The 18,613-nt window shown below is 72.4% G+C and carries 17 protein-coding genes; 8 read left to right on the forward strand and 9 right to left on the reverse strand.

Translation table 11 applies throughout. The features are described 5' to 3' along the window. Positions 1-585 precede the first annotated feature (585 nt). Positions 586-1,938 carry an MFS transporter gene (locus tag QIS96_RS32885; protein WP_408907294.1) on the reverse strand — a complete coding sequence of 451 codons (1,353 nt, stop codon included), beginning with the start codon at positions 1,936-1,938 and terminating at the stop codon, positions 586-588. A 103-nt stretch (positions 1,939-2,041) separates the two neighbouring features. Next, positions 2,042-3,292, reverse strand: coding sequence for an exo-beta-N-acetylmuramidase NamZ family protein (locus QIS96_RS32890; RefSeq protein ID WP_282546483.1), 1,251 nt, complete (start codon positions 3,290-3,292; stop codon positions 2,042-2,044). Between the two features lie 188 nt (positions 3,293-3,480). Here QIS96_RS32890 and QIS96_RS32895 point away from each other — a divergent pair, with 188 nt between their 5' ends. Genes QIS96_RS32895 through QIS96_RS32905 form a run of 3 tightly spaced genes read left to right on the forward strand, consistent with a single transcriptional unit; the run spans position 3,481 to position 6,550 of the window. Continuing rightward, a complete protein-coding gene (locus QIS96_RS32895) occupies positions 3,481-4,233 on the forward strand; it encodes an SDR family oxidoreductase (protein ID WP_282546484.1) in 753 nt (250 codons plus the stop codon). Then, positions 4,215-5,897, forward strand: a complete 1,683-nt coding sequence (locus tag QIS96_RS32900) for a class I adenylate-forming enzyme family protein (RefSeq protein ID WP_282546485.1) — start codon at positions 4,215-4,217, stop codon at positions 5,895-5,897. Before QIS96_RS32895 ends, QIS96_RS32900 begins: the two co-directional genes overlap by 19 nt. Before the next feature lie 56 nt (positions 5,898-5,953). Further along, positions 5,954-6,550: a TetR/AcrR family transcriptional regulator gene (locus QIS96_RS32905; RefSeq protein WP_282546486.1), complete on the forward strand. Its 597-nt coding sequence runs from the start codon at positions 5,954-5,956 to the stop codon at positions 6,548-6,550. Positions 6,551-6,559: 9 nt separating this feature from the next. On the opposite strand, the gene QIS96_RS32910 is transcribed toward QIS96_RS32905, so the two are convergent. From QIS96_RS32910 to QIS96_RS32935, 6 genes are all read right to left on the reverse strand, one after another. Further along, the gene (locus QIS96_RS32910; RefSeq protein ID WP_282546487.1) at positions 6,560-7,810 is read right to left on the reverse strand and encodes an acyl-CoA dehydrogenase family protein; all 1,251 of its coding nucleotides are present in this window, start codon (positions 7,808-7,810) and stop codon (positions 6,560-6,562) included. 6 nt (positions 7,811-7,816) lie between these two features. Continuing rightward, positions 7,817-8,839, reverse strand: a complete 1,023-nt coding sequence (locus QIS96_RS32915) for a phosphotransferase family protein (RefSeq protein WP_282546488.1) — start codon at positions 8,837-8,839, stop codon at positions 7,817-7,819. A gap of 301 nt (positions 8,840-9,140) precedes the next feature. Next, positions 9,141-9,437, reverse strand: coding sequence for a hypothetical protein (locus tag QIS96_RS32920; RefSeq protein ID WP_282546489.1), 297 nt, complete (start codon positions 9,435-9,437; stop codon positions 9,141-9,143). A 227-nt stretch (positions 9,438-9,664) separates the two neighbouring features. Further along, on the reverse strand, positions 9,665-9,994 hold the full coding sequence (locus QIS96_RS32925) for a DUF202 domain-containing protein (RefSeq protein WP_282546490.1): 330 nt from the start codon (positions 9,992-9,994) through the stop codon (positions 9,665-9,667). A 70-nt stretch (positions 9,995-10,064) separates the two neighbouring features. Then, complete coding sequence (locus QIS96_RS32930; protein ID WP_282546491.1) at positions 10,065-10,460, reverse strand: YidH family protein; 396 nt, start codon at positions 10,458-10,460, stop codon at positions 10,065-10,067. A gap of 58 nt (positions 10,461-10,518) precedes the next feature. Continuing rightward, complete coding sequence (locus tag QIS96_RS32935; RefSeq protein ID WP_282546492.1) at positions 10,519-11,025, reverse strand: NUDIX hydrolase; 507 nt, start codon at positions 11,023-11,025, stop codon at positions 10,519-10,521. A 153-nt stretch (positions 11,026-11,178) separates the two neighbouring features. Here QIS96_RS32935 and QIS96_RS32940 point away from each other — a divergent pair, with 153 nt between their 5' ends. Further along, positions 11,179-12,834, forward strand: coding sequence for an FAD-binding dehydrogenase (locus QIS96_RS32940; RefSeq protein ID WP_282546493.1), 1,656 nt, complete (start codon positions 11,179-11,181; stop codon positions 12,832-12,834). A 32-nt stretch (positions 12,835-12,866) separates the two neighbouring features. On the opposite strand, the gene QIS96_RS32945 is transcribed toward QIS96_RS32940, so the two are convergent. Next, complete coding sequence (locus QIS96_RS32945) at positions 12,867-13,304, reverse strand: ASCH domain-containing protein (RefSeq protein WP_282546538.1); 438 nt, start codon at positions 13,302-13,304, stop codon at positions 12,867-12,869. A 354-nt stretch (positions 13,305-13,658) separates the two neighbouring features. Here QIS96_RS32945 and QIS96_RS32950 point away from each other — a divergent pair, with 354 nt between their 5' ends. From QIS96_RS32950 to QIS96_RS32965, 4 genes are all read left to right on the forward strand, one after another. Then, positions 13,659-14,609, forward strand: coding sequence for a hypothetical protein (locus QIS96_RS32950; protein ID WP_282546494.1), 951 nt, complete (start codon positions 13,659-13,661; stop codon positions 14,607-14,609). Positions 14,610-14,662: 53 nt separating this feature from the next. Next, a complete protein-coding gene (locus tag QIS96_RS32955; protein WP_282546495.1) occupies positions 14,663-16,207 on the forward strand; it encodes an APC family permease in 1,545 nt (514 codons plus the stop codon). A 988-nt stretch (positions 16,208-17,195) separates the two neighbouring features. Next, positions 17,196-18,020, forward strand: coding sequence for a molybdopterin-dependent oxidoreductase (locus QIS96_RS32960; RefSeq protein WP_408907295.1), 825 nt, complete (start codon positions 17,196-17,198; stop codon positions 18,018-18,020). A gap of 67 nt (positions 18,021-18,087) precedes the next feature. After that, complete coding sequence (locus QIS96_RS32965) at positions 18,088-18,609, forward strand: cytochrome b/b6 domain-containing protein (RefSeq protein ID WP_408907296.1); 522 nt, start codon at positions 18,088-18,090, stop codon at positions 18,607-18,609. Positions 18,610-18,613: the final 4 nt, after the last annotated feature.

Below are 18,613 nucleotides of genomic sequence, written 5' to 3' on the forward strand. Positions count from 1 at the left end.
GCTGACTTGGGCCCCTTGCCCCGGGGCTGCCGCCCCCGGGCCTGCCTCGGGGCTCCGCCCGGGACCCCGTCTCGGGGGCCAGCCCCCGGAGCCCCCGCTCCTCAAACGCCGGAGGGGCTAACTTTGGCCCCTTGCCCCCCGCCCCGGGGCGGACCCCGCCGGAGGGGCTGGATTTAGACCCGGCAGGGGCTGGTCTTTCAGGGGCGCGGGGAACTGCGCGATCAGCCCCGACGGCGCGGCAGCCGAGAACGAACCGGGGTCCGGGGCGCAGCCCCGAACCAGGGGCGCGGGGAACTGCGCGATCAGCCCCGACGGCGCGGCAGCCGAGAACGAACCGGGGTCCGGGGCGCAGCCCCGAACCAGGGGCGCGGGGAACTGCGCGACCAGCCCCAACGGCGCGGCAGCCGAACGACAACCGGAGTAGGAGGGCGAAGCCCCGAACCGGCCGGGGCCAGGGCCAGGGGCGAAGCCCCGAAGCGGGGTCCAGGGGCGGCAGCCCCGGGGAGTGGGGGGCCTGGGGGCGCAGTCCCCGGAGTCGTCCGCTGAGGACTTTCGGGAAGGGGCGGGGAGGGGAAGAAAAAAGTCTCAGCCCAACGACCGCTCCCGCGTCTCCGGCAAAGCCAAAACGCACAGCAACGACACCACAGCCATAGCCGACACGTACCACCCCACCGCCCCCGACCCGAAAGCCCCCTGCAACCGCGTAGCGACCAGCGGAGCAACCGCCCCACCCGCAACCCCGCCCAGGTTGTAGGCGAACGAAGCCCCCGAGTACCGCACCCGAGCCCCGAACAGCTCCGGCAGGTACGCCCCCATCGGCCCGTACACCACACCCATGCAGAACAGCGCACCGCCGAGCGCGATTGCGATGAGGACCGGCCGCTCGGTGTCCATCAGCGGGAAGAGGACGAGCCCCCACACCACCGCGAGCCCACTTCCCGCCAGCACCAGGCGGCGCCGGCCGCCCGCGTCGGAGCGGGTCGCCGCGAACCAGGTGCCGGCCGCGAGGAACACGCAGGCCACCATGGAAAGGCCGAGCATCGTGTTCCGGGGGACGCCGAGCGTGTTCGTCCCGTACGCGAGGCAGTAGGTGGTGGCCGTGTAGAACAGGCCGTACGCGACGACCATGCCGCCGGCGCCGAGCAGCAGCTCGCGCGGGTGCCGCTTGAACACCTCGAGCGCGGGCGCCTTGCTGGCCTCCTGAGCGGCCATCACGCGCGCGAACACCGGCGTCTCGCTGATCTTCAGGCGGACGAACAGGCCGACCGCGACCAGCAGGAACGAAAGCAGGAACGGCACGCGCCAGCCCCAGCTGCGGAACGCCTCGTCGTCGAGGACGGAGGAGAGCAGCCAGAAGATGCCGGTCGCCGCGAAGAATCCCACGGACGGGCCGAGTTGGGGGAACGCGGCGAACATGCCGCGTCTGCCGCGCGGCGCGTGTTCCACGGCGAGCAGCGCAGCCCCGCCCCACTCGCCGCCGAGCCCGACGCCCTGCAGGAAGCGGAGCAGTACGAGCAGCAGCGGCGCCCAGATGCCCCACGTTCCGTAGCCGGGCAGCAGGCCGACGAGGGCCGTGGAGAGCCCCATCAGGAGCAGCGAGGCGACCAGGACGGACTTGCGGCCGACCCGGTCCCCGAAGTGCCCGAAGACCAGCGAGCCGATGGGGCGCGCCGCGAAGGCCACCGCGTACGTGGAGAACGCCGCGAGCGTGCCGTTGACCGGCGACAGGTTGGGGAAGAAGGCGTCGTTGAGGACGAGCGCGGCGGCCGTTCCGTAGACGTAGAAGTCGTAGAACTCGATGGCGGTGCCGATGAAGCTGGCCACCGCCACGCGGCGCAGGCTCTCCGGACTCTCGTTGCTCGCGTCGCTCTTGTCGCTCGCGTCCGTGGGAGCCGCGCCGGTGGCGGTCTTGCTGGTGGAGGGGTCGTCGTCGATCACGTCGGCACTGTGGCGATCGGTGTACCGTGCAGTCAATACGTGGGACGGCTGGTCCCGGATACTGAGACCGTATCGATGCCTGCGGCACCCCTCGGGCCGATCCTCAGCGGTACGCCAGATACTTCCGGCGCAGGTCCCGGAACTCCGCCAACTCGTCCTGCCAGGCGGCCACCACCTCGTCCGGGCCCGCGCCCGCGTCGATCATCGTGCGCACCTGCGTCGAACCGGTGAGCTTGTCGATCCAGTTGTCGCTGCGCCAGGCGAACCCGTCCCAGCTCCGCTTCGCCGTCACCAGGAGCCCGATCCCGGTCGCCACCGCGTCGAACGCCTCCCGGTCATGGACGTGCAGCTGCACTCCGCCGATCGTCTTGCCCTGGAACTTGGAGAACGTCGGCGCGAAGTACGCCTCCCTGAAGTGCACGCCGGGCAGGCCGAGTTCGTTCGCCGCCTGCGCCCACCTGCGGTCGATCCCCTCCGCGCCAAGGAGCTCGAACGGCCGCGTCGTGCCCCGCCCCTCCGACAGGTTCGTGGCCTCGAAGAGACAGGTGCCCGCGTACACCAGAGCCGTCTCGGGCGTCGGCATGTTCGGGCTCGGCGGTACCCACGGCAGCCCCGAGGAGTCGTAGAAGTCGTCCCGGCGCCAGCCCGACATCAGCACCGTGTCGAGCTCCACCGGCCGCTCCAGGAACTCCCCGTTGAACAGCCGCGCCAGCTCCGCCACCGTCATCCCGTGCGCCTGCGCGATCGGCTCGCGCCCCACGAACGTCGCGAACTCCTTGTGCAGTACGGGCCCTTCGGCCGACCTGCCGGACACCGGGTTCGGCCGGTCCAGGACCACGAACCGCTTCCCGGCCAGCTCGGCTGCGCCCATGCAGTCGTAGAGCGTCCAGATGTACGTGTAGAAGCGCGAGCCCGCGTCCTGGATGTCGAAGACGACGGTGTCCACGCGCACTTCCGTGAAGATGTCCGCCAGTGCCTGCCCGTCCGTGTGGTACGTGTCGAACACCGGCAGGCCCGTCGCCGGGTCGTCGTACCGGCCCTCCGAACTGCCCGCCTGCCCTGTGCCGCGGAAGCCGTGCTCGGGCCCGAACACCGCGACCAGGTCCACGCGTTCGTCCGCGTGCATCACGTCCACGATGTGCCGGACGTCGCGGTTCACGCCGGTCGGGTTGGTGACGATGCCGACGCGCTCGCCGGCCAGGAGCCCGTAGCCGTCGTCGGCGAGCCGCTCGAATCCGGTGCGCAGCCGGTGCCGGGCCGTGGGGTCCGCGACGAGGGCGGGGGAGGAGGCGGCGGCGGTCGCGGCGACCGCTCCCGTACCGGTGGCGAGCAGGCTCCGTCTGGAGAGATTCATTCCGTGACCTCCGTGACATCGATGAGCGCGGCGGCTGACATGCGCACGCACGCTACTGCGCCCCCGCCCCGCGCGGAACGAACCCGGCGCGGACCGTCGCGTCCGGCCCCTTCCCCCGTGGCATACCGACTGGTTAGTCTGCGATCGCGCAGAGCCAGTCCGAGAGGGGAGAGACCAGGGTGGAGAGCATGCGGGACAAGGCAGTCGTGGTCACGGGGGCGGGGGCCGGCATCGGCGCCGCCCTGGCCCGCCGGTTCGCGGCCGAGGGCGCGCGGGTGGCCGTCAACGACCTGGACGCGGACAAGGCGAAGGCCGTCGCCGAGGAGATCGGCGCCGTCGCGGTGCCCGGTGACGCCTCCGCGATCGTCGAGCCCGCGCGCGAGGCGCTCGGCGGCGTGGTCGACGTGTACTGCGCCAACGCGGGCCTAGCCTCCGGCGGTACCGAGGCCGCCGACGAACAGGTGTGGGCCACGGCCTGGGACGTGAACGTGATGGCTCATGTCCGTGCCGCGCACGCCCTGTTGCCCGGCTGGCTGGAGCGCGGCGAGGGCCGCTTCGTCTCCACCGTGTCGGCCGCGGGCCTGCTCACCATGGTCGGCGCCGCCCCGTACAGCGTCACCAAGCACGGCGCGTACGCCTTCGCCGAGTGGCTCTCGCTGACGTACAGGCACCGCGGGATCAAGGTGCACGCGATCTGCCCGCAGGGTGTGCGCACCGACATGCTGACCGCGTCGGGCTCGGCCGGTGAACTCGTCCTCGCGCCCAGCGCGATCGAGCCGGAGGACGTCGCCGAGGCCCTCTTCGCGGGCATCGCGGACGACCGCTTCCTGATCCTGCCGCACCCGGAGGTCGCGGGATACTACGCAGCGCGCGCCGCGGACCCCGACCGCTGGCTCGGCAACATGAACCACATCCAGCAGAAGTGGGAGGCGGCCCAGTGACCGACCCGGCCCCGAACGGGATCTACGCCGCCAAGCCCTGGCTCGACCGGCTCAGCGAGGCGCAGCGCGCCCCCGTCGAACCGCCGCCCTCCGTCGTGCACGCCTTCCGCGCCGCCGTCGCGAAAGCCCCGCGGCACACCGCCCTCGCCTACTTCGACGGCCGGCTCTCGTACGCCGAGACGGACGCGCTCAGCGACTCCGTCGCCGGACACCTCGCGGCCCGTGGCCTCGGCCCCGGCGACCGGGTGGCGATCATGCTGCAGAACACCCCGCACTTCGTCCTCGCCCTGCTCGGCGCCTGGAAGGCCGGGGCCACCGTCGTCCCCGTCAACCCGATGTACAAGGCGGGCGAGGTCCGGCACGTCCTGCACGACGCCGAGGTCGCCGCGCTCGTCTGCTCCGACCGCGCCTGGGACGCGTACCTGCGCGAGACCGCCGCCGAATCCCCGGTACGGATCGTGCTCACCGCCTGCGAACTCGACCTGCAGAGCCGCGGCGACGCCCGCGTCCTCGGCTTCGAACGGCTCCCGCAGCCGGCCGACGCCGACGACCTCCTCACCGTCGCCCGCGCCGGCGCCGAACCGCCCGAGGACCGCGAACCGGCCGCCGACGGCGTGGCGTTGATCAGCTACACCTCTGGCACCAGCGGCACCCCCAAGGGCGCCATGAACCTGCACGGCAACATCACGTACAACGCCGAACGGCAGCGCGGCGGGCACGGTATCGCCGAGGGCGCGACCTACTTCGCGCTCGCGCCGCTCTTCCACATCACCGGCATGGTCTGCGAGCTCGCCGCCTGCTTCGCCAACGCGGGCACCCTCGCCCTCGCGTACCGCTTCGACGCGGGCGTCGTCCTGGACGCGTTCCTCGAGCACCGGCCCGCCTATACCGTCGGCCCGTCCACCGCGTTCATGGCGCTCGCCGCGCACCCGGACGTCAGCCGCGACCACTTCTCCTCGTTCGAGGTGATCTCCTCCGGCGGCGCCCCGCTGCCGCCCGCCCTGGTGGAGAAGTTCCGCGCCGGCTTCGGCCCGTACATCCGCAACGGCTACGGGCTCACCGAGTGCACCGCGCCCTGCGCCTCCGTGCCGCCGCAGCACGAGGCGCCCGTCGACCCGGCCTCCGGGACGCTGTCCGTGGGCCTTCCCGGGCCGGACACGGTCGTACGGATCGTCGACGAGAACGGCGCCGACGTGCCCTTCGGCGAGCCCGGCGAGATCGCGGTCACCGGCCCGCAGGTCGTCCCCGGCTACTGGCGCCGCGCAGAGGCCACCCAGGACACCTTCCCCCAGGGCGAGTTGAGGACCGGCGACATCGGCTTCATGGACGCCGACGGCTGGCTCTACGTCGTCGACCGCAAGAAGGACATGATCAACGCCTCCGGCTTCAAGGTCTGGCCCCGCGAGGTCGAGGACGTCCTCTACGGCCACCCCGCCGTCCGCGAGGCCGCCGTCGTCGGTGTGCCCGACAGCTACCGCGGCGAGTCCGTGAAGGCGTACGTCAGCCTGCGCCCCGGCGCGAGCGCGGATCCGGACGAGCTCGGCGCGTACTGCAAGGAGCGGCTCGCCGCGTACAAGTACCCGCGCGAGGTGGAGATCCTGCCGGAGCTCCCGAAGACCACGAGTGGGAAGATCCTCCGACGGGAACTGCGTTCCCACCCGTAGATCGCATACGGTGCCCACCCGACAGCAGACGTACGTATGAAAGGCAGGTGGCGGCCATGGCCAAGGTGACGGAGTCCGACGCCGGCACGCCCGTCCCCCAGCGGCTCCTGGCCGCCGCCACCCGGCTCTTCGCCGAGCAGGGCTACGACCGCACCTCCGTGCAGGAGATCGTCGAGGCGGCAGGCGTCACCAAGGGCGCGCTGTACCACTACTTCGGCTCCAAGGAAGACCTGCTGCAGGAGGTCTACGCGCGTGTGCTGCGCCTCCAGCAGGAGCGCCTCGACGCGTACGCGGACTCGGACGCCCCTGTCGAGCAGCGGTTGCGGGACGCCGCCGCGGACGTCGTCGTCACCACCATCGAGAACCTCGACGACACCCGGATCTTCTTCCGCTCCATGCACCACCTGAGCCCCGAGAAGAACAAGCAGGTGCGCGCCGAACGCCGCCGCTACCACGAGCGGTTCCGCGCCCTGATCGAAGAGGGCCAGGAGGCGGGAGTCTTCGCCACCGCCACCCCGGCCGACCTCGTCGTGGACTACCACTTCGGCTCGGTCCACCACCTGCCGACCTGGTACCGCGAGGACGGCCCGCTCACGCCGCAGCAGGTCGCCGATCACCTCGCCGACCTGCTGCTGCGCTCGCTGCGCCCCTGACCTCCGGGACTACAGGTACTGCTTGAACTCCCGCCGGGCGAGGGAGCGTTGGTGCACCTCGTCCGGCCCGTCCGCGAGCATCAGCGTGCGCGCCGAGGCCCACAGCTCGGCCAGCGGGAAGTCCTGGCTGACACCGCCCGCGCCGTGCAGCTGCACCGCGCGGTCGATGATGTCGACGACCGTGCGCGGAGTGGCGATCTTGATGGCCTGGATCTCGGTGTGCGCGCCCTTGTTGCCGACCGTGTCCATCAGCCAGGCCGTCTTCAGGACGAGCAGCCGCAGCTGCTCCACCGCGACCCGGGCGTCCGCGACCCACTCCTGTACGACGCCCTGCTGCGCGAGCGGCTTGCCGAACGCCGTACGGGACACGGCGCGCTTGCACATCAGCTCGATGGCCCGCTCCGCCATGCCGATCAGGCGCATGCAGTGGTGGATACGGCCGGGGCCGAGCCGCGCCTGCGCGATGGCGAAGCCGCCGCCCTCCTCGCCGATCAGGCTGGACACGGGCACCCGCACCTGGTCGAAGACCACCTCGGCGTGCCCGCCGTGCCAGTGGTCCTCGTAGCCGTACACCGTCATCGCGCGCTTCACCGTGAGGCCCGGGGTGTCGCGCGGGACCAGGATCATCGACTGCTGCCGGCGCACGTCCTCGTTGTCCGGGTCGGTCTTGCCCATCACGATGAAGATCTTGCAGTCGGGGTTCATCGCCCCGGAGATGTACCACTTGCGCCCGGTGATGACGTACTCTCCCCCACTCTCGGCTCCGCTCGAGCGGGAGGTACCCCCATCCTCGCGCTCGATCCGGGTCTCGATGTTCGTCGCGTCCGACGAGGCCACCTCGGGCTCCGTCATCGCGAACGCCGAGCGGATCTCACCGGCGAGCAGCGGCTCCAGCCACTGCTTCTTCTGCTGCTCGTCGCCGAACTGCGCGAGCACCTCCATATTGCCGGTGTCCGGGGCCGCGCAGTTCAGCGCCGTCGGCGCCAACTGCGGGGCCCGGCCGGTGATTTCGGCAAGCGGCGCGTACTGCAGGTTGGTCAGCCCGGCCCCGTGCTCGGCGTCCGGCAGGAAGAGGTTCCACAGGCCCTGCCTGCGCGCCTCCGCCTTGAGGTCCTCGACGATCTGCGGGACCTCCCAGGGCGAGTCGAGCTGGGCGTGCTGCTCGTGCAGCACCGGCTGCGCCGGGTACACGTGCTCGTCCATGAAGGCGAGCAGCTTCGTGCGCAGCTCCTCGGTGCGGGCGTCGAATGCGAAGTCCATGGCGGATCAGCCTTCCTGAAGGGAGGTCAGGCCGTGCTCGATGAATTGCGGTACGAGTTCGCCGATGCGGTCGAAGCCGGGGCCGACGGTCTGCCCGAGCGTGTACCGGTAGTGGATGCCCTCGAGGATCACGGCGAGCTTGAACCAGGCGAACGCCGTGTACCAGGCGATCGCCGACACGTCGCGCCCCGAGCGCGCGGCGTACCGCTCGATCAGCTCCCGGGCGTCCGGGTGCCCCGGAGCCGAAGCGGTCGTGGAAATGGGGGAGTTGGGCAGTTCGAGCCGCGCGCTGTACATCGCGAGAAGCCCGAGGTCGGTCAGCGGGTCGCCGAGCGTCGACATCTCCCAGTCGAGGATCGCGGTGATCTGCTCGCGGTCGTCGATCAGGGCGTTGTCGAGCCGGTAGTCGCCGTGCACGACGGTGGCCGCGGGGGAGTGCGGCAGCTGTCGGCCGAGCGCCGCGTGCAGCTCGTCGATCCCCGCGAGGTCGCGGTTGCGGGAGGCGTCCAACTGCTTGCCCCAGCGCCGCAGTTGGCGGTCGAGGAAGCCCTCGGGCCGGCCGAAGTCGCCGAGCCCCACGGCCTCCGGGTCCACCGCGTGCAGCTCGACCAGCGCGTCCACCAGGTTGAAGCAGGCCTTACGGGTCCGCTCGGCCCCGATCGCCGCCAACTCGCCCGCGGTGCGGTACGGCGTGCCCTCCACGAACTTCATCACGTAGAACGGCGAACCGATCACCGACTCGTCCTCGCACAGAAGGACCGCCTCGGGCACCGGCACCGCGGTGTCCCGCAGCGCGCTGATCACCCGGTGCTCGCGCTTCATGTCGTGCGCGGTGGCGAGAACGTGCCCGAGCGGCGGGCGGCGCACCACCCAGCGGTCTTCGCCGTCGGTCACGGTGTACGTGAGGTTCGAGCGCCCGCCCTCGATCAGTCGCCCCTGGAGGGGGCCGTGCACGAGCCCGGGGCGCACGCGGTCGAGATGATCGCGCAGTACGTCGAGATCGAGGCCCGGTGGCTGGTCTGAGGCCATGCTGTCGCTCCCTGAGTGTTGACCCGTGCGTAAGTACTCCCAGGAGCATCATGCCGACCAGTCGGTATGCCGTCTACCCTGTCGGTCGAAAGTGATCGGGCTCTCGCGGGGCGGGGCCGCCGCCCGTCCGGGTCAGGCCGGCCGGGGCGCGGCCGGCCGGGGTGGGGCAACGAGAACCCCCGGGCAACAAGAACCCCCGGGCAACGAGAACCCCCGCCCGCCGCACCCTTCCGGCGGGCTCACACGGGAGAGCCTGCCAGTCGGGGCGGGAGCGGGGGAAGTGCGGTTCGGGCCGACCGTCTCAGTGGTCGTCCCAGTGGCCGTCGTGCGCGGCGTGCCGGTGCCCGTCGTGGAGGTAGTCGACGTGGTCGCCGTGCAGCACCGACTCGTGGCCGCAGTCCTGGCCGTGCTGGTGCGTGTGCTCCTCGTGGGCCTGGTGCTCGGCGGGCTCGCACTCGTCCCAGTGCCCGGCGTGCTCGCGGTGCATGTGGCCGTCGTGCGCGTAGTCCACATGATCGCCGTGGGGGACGGCCGGGTGCCCGCAGCCCTCGCCGTGCGTGTGCTCGTGGGTGGGGTGCTCCAGGTGGAGGGTGGTCATACTGCTCACCTTCGGTGCGTTCCGGGGGTGGGTGACGGCACCAGGCTAGCCCTGTATGCCCGATTAGTCCGTGCGTAACGCCGGGGCGCGGACGGTGCTTTCGGGGGCGCGGGCGGTGTTCCCAGGGGCCCGGGGAACTGCGCACCCCCGCCACGACGGCGCGAAAGCCGAACGGCGCCCCCGCGCAAGGGCGGACCCGGGGAGGGGCGAGCACCCCTCACCGCCCCTCAGCGCACCACGGCCACCGCGAACACCGCGAGCGCGATCGTGCAGCCCACCGCCCCGAACGCCGTCGCCCGGCGCATCGGCCTGGGGCGCGCGCTCGCGAGGGCTCGGATGCGCCGGCCCGCGACCAGCACGAACACCAGCCACAGGACCAGCGAGAGTCCGGCCGCGAGCAGGGCGAGCGGGCCCGAGCCGCCGTTCAGTGCCTGCTTGCCCGCGAGCAGCGCGGCGACCATGAACGACAACGTCGTACGCCGCCACGCGAGTCGGGTCCGCTCCGGCTGAAGTCCGGGGTCTCGCGCGGGGGTTGCGGTCGAGGCGGCCTCGCTCATCCGCGCACCGGGGTGTCGCCGCAGCCTCGTACGCGCACCGGGGCGTCGCTGCCCCCTCGTGCCGGCCGGGTCATCCCTCGGCCCAGTCGAACAGCACGACCACCACCATCGCGAGGGCGACGAGCCCGACCGCCAGGGCGAGCAGCGCGGGGAACCGGGACACCGGCAGGTCCTCGCCGCGGCGCATCGCCAGCTCGCAGCGCACCCAGTGGTTCACGGCCCGCAGCGCGCACAGCACGCCCACCACGAGCAGCGCGAGCGCGAGCGTGATCCGCCACCCCCCGCGCAGGTCCGGCAGGAACTGATCGACGGCGAAACCGCCGCCCACCAGCGCGAGCGCCGTACGGATCCAGGCGAGGAAGGTCCGCTCGTTGGCCAGCGAGAAGCGGTAGTCGGGCGTCTCGCCCTCGTCCCGCACCCGCGCGGGCGCGAACCACAGCCGCAGCGACTCCACGAACCCATTCATTATCCGCACCCTACCCGCGTCCGATCACGCCGCCCCGATCCCGCCCGGTCGTGCCCGGTCACCGCGCACGCCAGGCCTGGAGCCGCTCGTACGCGGCGAGGCCGTCAGGCACCCAGTCCCACTCGCCGAGCCGGCGCTCCACCTCAGCCTCGGTCAGGAAGGCGTGCCAGGCGACCTCCTCGACCTGCGGGGACACCGGAAGCTCGCAGCGCACCTCGTAGACGTACGACCACCAGGTGTGCTCGTCCGTCTCGTACAGGAACTTGAACAGCGGTACGGGCTGCGGGAGTCCGGAGACGCCCAGCTCCTCCTCGGCCTCGCGCAGCGCCGCCGTGTCGTAGGACTCGCCCGCTCCGACGACGCCGCCCACGAACATGTCGTACATCGAGGGGAAGACCAGCTTCGTCGGCGTCCGCCGGTGCACGAAGATCCGGTCCTCCGCGTCGCGGGCGAGGATGAACGCGCAGCGGTGGCGCAGCCCCTTCGCATAGGCCTCGCCGCGCGGGGACCGCCCCACGACGCGGTCCTGCTCGTCCACGATGTCGATGATCTCCTCAGCGCTCATGGCCGCCATCCAACCCGTGCCCCACCAGGCACGTCCACCGCAGCGGTTGACGCCCCGCACCTGTGTCCCGAAGATCTAACCCATCGGTAACACCTGCCTGAGCCCGACCCCGTGCCTTCGCCGCGAAGCGCACCGCCGACAGGACGGATGACCATGGCGTACGACGCTGATGTGATCGTGATCGGGGCGGGCCTCGCCGGTCTCGTGGCCACCGCCGAACTCGTGGACGCGGGGCGGAAGGTGATCCTCCTCGACCAGGAGCCCGAGCAGTCCATCGGCGGTCAGGCGCACTGGTCCTTCGGCGGCCTGTTCTTCGTCGACTCGCCCGAGCAGCGCCGGATGCGGATCAGGGACAGCCACGCTCTGGCCCTGCAGGACTGGATGGGCACCGCGGGCTTCGACCGCGAGGAGGACCACTGGCCGCGCAAGTGGGCCGAGGCGTATGTGGACTTCGCGGCGGGCGAGAAGCGCCCCTGGCTGCACGCGCAGGGCGTCCGCTTCTTCCCGGTGGTCGGCTGGGCGGAGCGCGGCGGGTACGACGCGACCGGGCACGGCAACTCCGTGCCCCGCTTCCACATCACCTGGGGGACCGGTCCCGGGCTCGTCGCGCCCTTCGAGCGGCGCGTGCGCGAGGGCGTCGCGCACGGTCTTGTCGAGCTGCGGTTCCGGCACCGCGTGACCGGCCTCGGCCGCAGCGCGGGGACCGTCGACACCGTCAGCGGCGAGGTCCTCGAACCCTCCGGCATCGAGCGCGGCGAGGAGTCCAGCCGCACCGTCACCGGCCTCTTCGAGCTCAAGGCCCAGGCGGTGATCGTCACTTCGGGCGGCATCGGCGGCAACCACGACCTGGTCCGCGCCAACTGGCCCGAGCGCCTGGGCAGTCCGCCGGCCAGGATGCTCTCCGGCGTCCCCGCACACGTCGACGGACTGATGATCGGCATCGCGGAGGACGCGGGCGGCCATGTCGTCAACCGCGACCGGATGTGGCACTACACCGAGGGCATCGAGAACTGGAACCCGATCTGGAGCAAGCACGGCATCCGCATCCTGCCCGGCCCGTCCTCGCTCTGGCTGGACGCCCGCGGCAAGCGCCTCCCCGTCCCGCTCTTCCCCGGCTTCGACACGCTCGGCACCCTCGACCACATCATGCACAGCGGGTACGACCACACCTGGTTCGTGCTCAACAAGCGCATCATCGGCAAGGAGTTCACCCTCTCCGGCTCCGAGCAGAACCCGGACCTGACCGGCAAGTCCGTACGCGACGTGCTCGGGCGCGCGCGGGCGGACGTGCCCGGACCGGTCAAGGCGTTCATGGACCACGGCAACGACTTCGTCGTGGAGAACGACCTCTCCGCCCTCGTCCGCCGCATGAACGAGCTCACCGACGAGCCGCTCATCGACGAGGCCGAGCTGCGCCGCGAGATCACCGCCCGCGACCGTGAGATCGCCAACCCCTTCACCAAGGACCTGCAGATCACGGCGATGCGCGGCTCCCGCAAGTTCCTCGGCGACAAGCTGATCCGCACCGCGTCCCCGCACCGCGTCCTCGACCCGAAGGCGGGCCCGCTCGTCGCCGTACGCCTGAACATCCTCACCCGCAAGTCCCTGGGCGGCCTGGAGACCGACCTGACCTCGCGCGTGCTCACGGAGGGCGGCGACCCCCTGCCCGGTGTGTACGCGGCGGGCGAGGCGGCCGGGTTCGGCGGTGGTGGAGTGCACGGCTATCGCTCCCTCGAAGGCACGTTCCTCGGCGGCTGCATCTTCTCGGGCCGCGCGGCGGGGCGCGCGGCGGCTCGGGCGGTGGGGTAGGCCGTCAGGGCAGGCCGCCGGGGCGGGGCGGTTCAGACGGCGTCGGCCCCGGTGGCGCGTACGACCCGGAAGCGCTCGGCGACGACCCGCGTGGCGTCGTCGACCGTGAACCCCGGGTCGCCGAGCGCAGCCCGTATCCCGTCGCTGTGCCAGAACTCCTCGTGTGCCGACCGCCATTCGGCCACCGTCGCGTACCCCTCGCCTTCGTCCAGGGCGTGCTGCAGGTCGACCTCGCCCAGCGCGATGACGCGTATGCCGGTGGTCTCCACGACGGCGACGGGCCGCCCGGCGGAGTCGATCAGCGCCTGACGGTCCCCTGGCCGGGGCAGCTCCTCGCCCTCCAGGAACAGACCCGTCGTCGACGTCTTCGCTCCGGAAAGGACCGCCGCGACCAGCGCGTCCCGCAGCGGCCCCGGGAAGGCGAACTCGAGAGGCGGCAGCCCGTCGGCGGCGACCGGGTCGGCGGGCATCGGCTTCGGCTTCGGCTGCGGTTGTGGATTCATGGTCTTCCCCCGTTCGTTCCACTGTCGCCGAGGCTACGTCCCGCCACTGACAATCCGCCCCTGACTATTCGCTCGGGCCTCAACTGGCCTCGTACTCCCAGGAGTTGCTGAATCGATTACTCCCGGCCCGGCCTTGACGGGAGGGGGTCCTGGCGCTTAGCTGTGCGTGATCATCCGGTCTGCGGTGAGTGATCACCGGCCACCGCAGGCCCGCCTTGCCCCACCTCACTCACCGCACCCACGACCGCAGACCGCAACTCCCCGCCCCCACCCTCGTCCCCGCCCTCCGCTTGACCGCCGTGATGGGAAGGACTCGCCGAGGTGTCCCCACCGCCTCCCCCGCTCGGGCGCGCCCGCAAGCGCGCCGCGCACATCTTCGACCCCGCCCTCGACGACACCGAACTGGCCGCCGCGCGCACCGCGTTGGAGCGCGGCCGCTGGACGGAGACCCGTACCCTCCTCGCCGCCACCGGCCGTGACTGGGACCGCCGCGGCCACCGCCTCGTCGTCCTCGGACAGTCGCCCGCCACGCGCGCGTGGGCGCAGGAGTGGCGGCTCGTCGAACCGGAGAGCGCGGACGCCGCCGCCCTGCTCGCCTGCGCCTCGGTCTGGCGTGCTCTGCGCGGCAAGGAGCGCCCCGAGCGCGCCCAGGAGGCCTGCCGTGCAGCCGCCGCCCTCGACGCCGAGGACCCCACGCCGTGGCTCGCCCTGCTGCTCCTCGCCCGCAACCTCGGCTCCGAGGAGGACGTGGTCCGCCTCTTCGACGAGGTCCGCCACCGCCACCCCCAGCACCACCACGCCCACCACCTGATGGTCGGCCGCCTCGCCGAGCGCCGCGCCGACCTGGGCCAGGACCCGCTGCACGAGGTGTACGACTTCGCCTCCTGGGCCGTCGACCAGGCCCCGCCGGACTCCCCGCTCGCGATCCTCCCGGTCGTCGCGCACGCCGAGCGCTACCGGGTCCTCGCCCGGGTCGCCCGCGCCGCGGCCCCGCCGGAGCGCTCCGGCCACTGGTCGGGACGCAGGGCCAGGCTCGTCATGAAGGCCGCGTTCGACTGGTGGCTGGAGTGGGACGGGGCCCAGCACCCGCGCGGCCGCATCGACCTCAACTTCCTTGCGCACGCCAAGTTCTGCGAGGGGCGCGCGGCGGAGGCGGCGGCCCTGTTCCACCGCATCGGGCACCACGCCACCGAGGAACCCTGGGCGTATCCGGGGCGCGACCCCGCACAGGCCTTCGGCGCCGCCCGCAACGCGGCCCTCGGCGCCGCCTGACCCCGACCGTGACTCCGAACCTCCCACCCACCCCCGAGAGGACCGACCCCACCATGTCGACGGGCAGTTCGAGCAGCACGCGCGACCGCGGCGCCAGGCGCGACGGCCGGATCAACACGTACAAGGGCGAGGAGCGCGCCCTGCGCTCCGGCCGGCTCGGCACGGCGGGCCTGCTGCTCTCCGTCCTCGCCGCCAGCGCGCCCCTGATGGTCGTGGCCGGAGTCATGCCCACCACGTTCGGCGTGATGGGCATGGTCGGACAGCCGCTGCTCTTCGTCATCCTCGGCCTGGTCCTGGCCCTGTTCAGCGTCGGGTACGCGGAGATGAGCCGGCACGTCCACAACGCCGGGGCCTTCTACGCGTACATCTCCCGGGGCCTCGGCGGCACCGCGGGCGCGGGCGCCTCCCTTGTGGCCCTGGTGGCGTACAGCGCCATGCAGGTCGGTATCTACGGCATCTTCGGCTTCGAGGTGTCCGCCCTGTTCGGCGCCTATCTGGGCATCCAACTCGCCTGGTGGATACCGGCATTGGCGGCCGTCGCCCTCGTCGCCGCACTGGCCTGGTTGAAAATCGACCTCAACGCGCGCGTACTGGGCGTTCTGCTGCTCATCGAGTGCCTCCTGGTCGTCGTCTTCGACGTGGCGGCGGTCGCCGAGCCCGCGTCCTCGGGGCTCGCGCTCACCGCGTTCGACCCGGACTCGCTGACCGGCGCGGGCTTCGGCACGGCCCTCTGCTTCTGCATCGCCGCCTTCGTCGGCTTCGAGCAGGCCCCGGTGTACGCGGAGGAGACCAGCAGGCCCCAAGTGGTCGTCGCCCGCGTGATGTTCCTCGCGGTGGGCTTCGCCGCGCTGTTCTTCGCGATCAGCTCGTGGGCGCTCACGGTCGCGGCGGGACCGGCCGGGATCGTCGACGCGGCCCGCGAGCAGGGCCCCGGCCTCCTCTTCGGCCTCACCGAGGACCGCCTTGGCGGCGGCTTCACGGACGTCCTGCACATCCTCTTCGTCACCGGGATGTTCGCGGCGATGCTCAGCTTCCACAACGTCGTCGCGCGGTACGCCTTCGCCATGGGCCGCGAGGGCCTGCTGCCCGGCGCGTTCGGCCGCACCAACAAGGCGAGCGGGGCGCCCGGTTCGGGCTCGCTCCTGCAGACGGTGATCTCGGTGGCGGTCGTCGTCGCCTTCGCCGCCACCGACGACAGGCCGGTCGGCGATCCGACGGTGCCGGTGCTCCGCCTCTTCACCTGGATGGGCAACGTCGGCGCCCTCGGCGTCATCGTCCTCATGGCCGCCGCGTCCCTCGCCGTGATCGTCTTCTTCGCCCGCCGCGGCGCCGCCCGCGCCCAGGCCTGGCGGCTCGTCGCGGCGGCGCTCTCGGGGCTCGCGCTGCTGGTGATCGCCGGGTACACGGTGAAGGACTTCGACGTCCTGGTCGGCGCGGGCCCCGGCTCCGCCCTCGCGTGGGCGCTGCCCGCGGTGATCGGCGTGGCGGCGCTGGGCGGACTGATCCACGGTGCGGTACTGCGGGCCCGCCGTCCGGAGGTCCATGCGCGCATCGGGCTCGGGAACGAGGCGTTCCAGCTGGAGAAGGCAGCGAACTAGCGGTCGCCCTCACCGGCCCCCCCACGTCGGACGGGCCGGTCTCGCCCCGGCCCCCTGCCGCAGGAATACGTCACGACCTCGGCTGGACCCTGCTCGGGGCCACGCCCCCGGCCCCGGGGCTTCGCCCGTGCCCCGGTCGTCGTTCGGCTGGCGCGTCGAGGTGGCTGGTCGCGCAGTTCCCCGCGCCCCTGTCGGGGCCCCGATCTGCTCGGGCTCAGAGAAGGCGGCCCTCTGGCGGTTGAGGGGCGGGGCCCCGAGCCCTGCTTTGGAGTTTCGCCCGTGGCCTCCGCTCGGGGCTGCCCCCTCCGGCCCTCTGCCCGAGGCTTCGCCTCGGCTCGCTGCTCGCCCCGGGGCTTCGCCCCGTGCCCCGGTTGCCTTTCGGCTGCCCGTGTCGTTGTGGCTGGTCGCGCAGTTCCCCGCGCCCCTGTCTGGGCCCATCGCTGGCCCAGTCCGCAAAGTTCAGCCCTCACCTCGCAAGAATCTAGATCCCCGGCCTCTGAGGGGAGGAGGTAAAGCCAGCGCCTCCCGCGTCTCTGGGGGCAAATCCAGCCTTTCCGGCACCTGAGGGCCGGGGCGAAATCAGCCCCTCCGGCGTTTGAGGAGCGGGGGTCCGGGGGCTGGCCCCCGAGGCGGGGCAGGGGGCGGCAGACCCGAAGCGGGACCCAGGGACGGCAGCCCCGGGTAGGGGCCTGGGGCCGCAGCCACGAAACGGGGGCCAGGGCCAGCAGCCACGAAGCGGGGTCCAGGGTGGCCGTCGTCCCGAGCCGCGGGGAGCCTGGGGGAGCCCCGCCACGAGCGGCGGGAGCCTGGGGCCCCCGAGCGGCGGGAGCCTGGTGGAGCCCCGCCCCGAGCCGCGGGGGCCTGGGGGAGCCCCCCGACCCGTCCGGTAGGACTGTCGGGAAGGGGCGGGGTGGGGAAAAGATGACGGAACGCGGACGAACCCCGCCCGCCTCTGGCTCCCCCACCCCCCAAGTGCTGAACTCGAGCCGTGAACCCCACCCCATCCGACGACCCCGAAACCGACCCCGGAACCGACACCGACCCCGGAACCGCCCCCGAAACCGACACCGCCCCCGAAACCGAAGCCGACACCAACCCCGAAACCGCCCCCGACGCGGACGCGCAAGGCACCCCCCTAGGCCGCCGAGTAATCCTCGGCATGCTCGGCCTCGGCGCAGCCGGAATCGCCGCCGCCCCCCTCCTGCAGCGCAGCGTGGAAGCCCTGGCTCAACAGGACCCCACCGGCCTCACCGACGCCCTGCCCGCCGGCGGCGCCTTCCGGTACTACTCGGTGACCGCCTCCGTACCCCCGAAGAGCGCCCGCAGCTACCGCCTCCGCGTGGACGGCCTCGTCGACCGCCCCAGCACGTACACCCTCGCCGACCTGCGCGCGCAGCCGCAGACGCGGATCGTGCGCGACGTGCAGTGCGTGACCGGCTGGCGCGTCCCCGAGACCCCCTTCGAGGGCGTGCGGCTCTCCCGCCTCCTCGACGCCGCCGGGGTCCGCCCCGAGGCCCGCGCGGTCCGTTTCACCTGCTTCGACGGCGCGTACAGCGAGAGCCTCACCCTCGACCAGGCCCGCAGGGACGACGTCCTCGTGGCCCTGCGCATGCAGGACAAGCCGGTCGGCTACGAGCACGGAGGGCCCGTACGCCTCTATGTCGCGCCCATGTACTTCTACAAGTCGGCCAAGTGGCTGTCCGGCATCACCGTCACCGAGGACGTCAGGCCCGGATACTGGGAGGAGCGAGGCTATGACGTGGACGCGTGGGTCGGCCGGTCCAACGGCCGCGACGACGCCCCGACGGCCTGAACAGGCCGTGCGCACCCGCCGGTTCAGCCCCGCCGAGTTCTGGGCGCACGCCGCGACCGCCGCCCTGATGCTGCTCTGCATCGCCTCGGCGGCCTGCCTGTACGTCCCCGGGCTCGCCCAGCTCGTCGGCCGCCGTGCGCTCGTCGTGACCGTGCACGAGTGGTCGGGGCTGCTGCTTCCGCTGCCGCTCCTCGTGGGCCTCGCGTCCCGCGCGCTCCGCGCCGACCTGCGCCGCCTGGACCGCTTCGGCGCGCAGGACCGCCGCTGGCTGCGGGCCGCGCTCCGCCGCGAGCGGGGGCCGCGCCCGCAGGGCAAGTTCAACGCGGGCCAGAAGCTGTACGCGGCCTGGATCGCAGGGGCGGTCCTGGTGATGCTCGGCACCGGCCTGCTGATGTGGTTCACCGGCCTCGCCCCGCTCGCCGTCCGCACCGGCGCGACCTTCGTGCACGACTGGCTGGCCCTCGCCGTGGGCGTGGTGGTGGCCGGACACATCGCCATGGCCCTGCGCATGTGGTCCCGACAGAGCGCGGCCCGTCAGCTCCAACTCCCCGACGGCGAGCCGGAGTTCACCGACCGCACCCGCTCCTAGACCC

The sequence above is a fragment of the Streptomyces cavernicola genome, assembly GCF_029968035.1.
GTDB lineage: Bacteria > Actinomycetota > Actinomycetes > Streptomycetales > Streptomycetaceae > Streptomyces > Streptomyces cavernicola.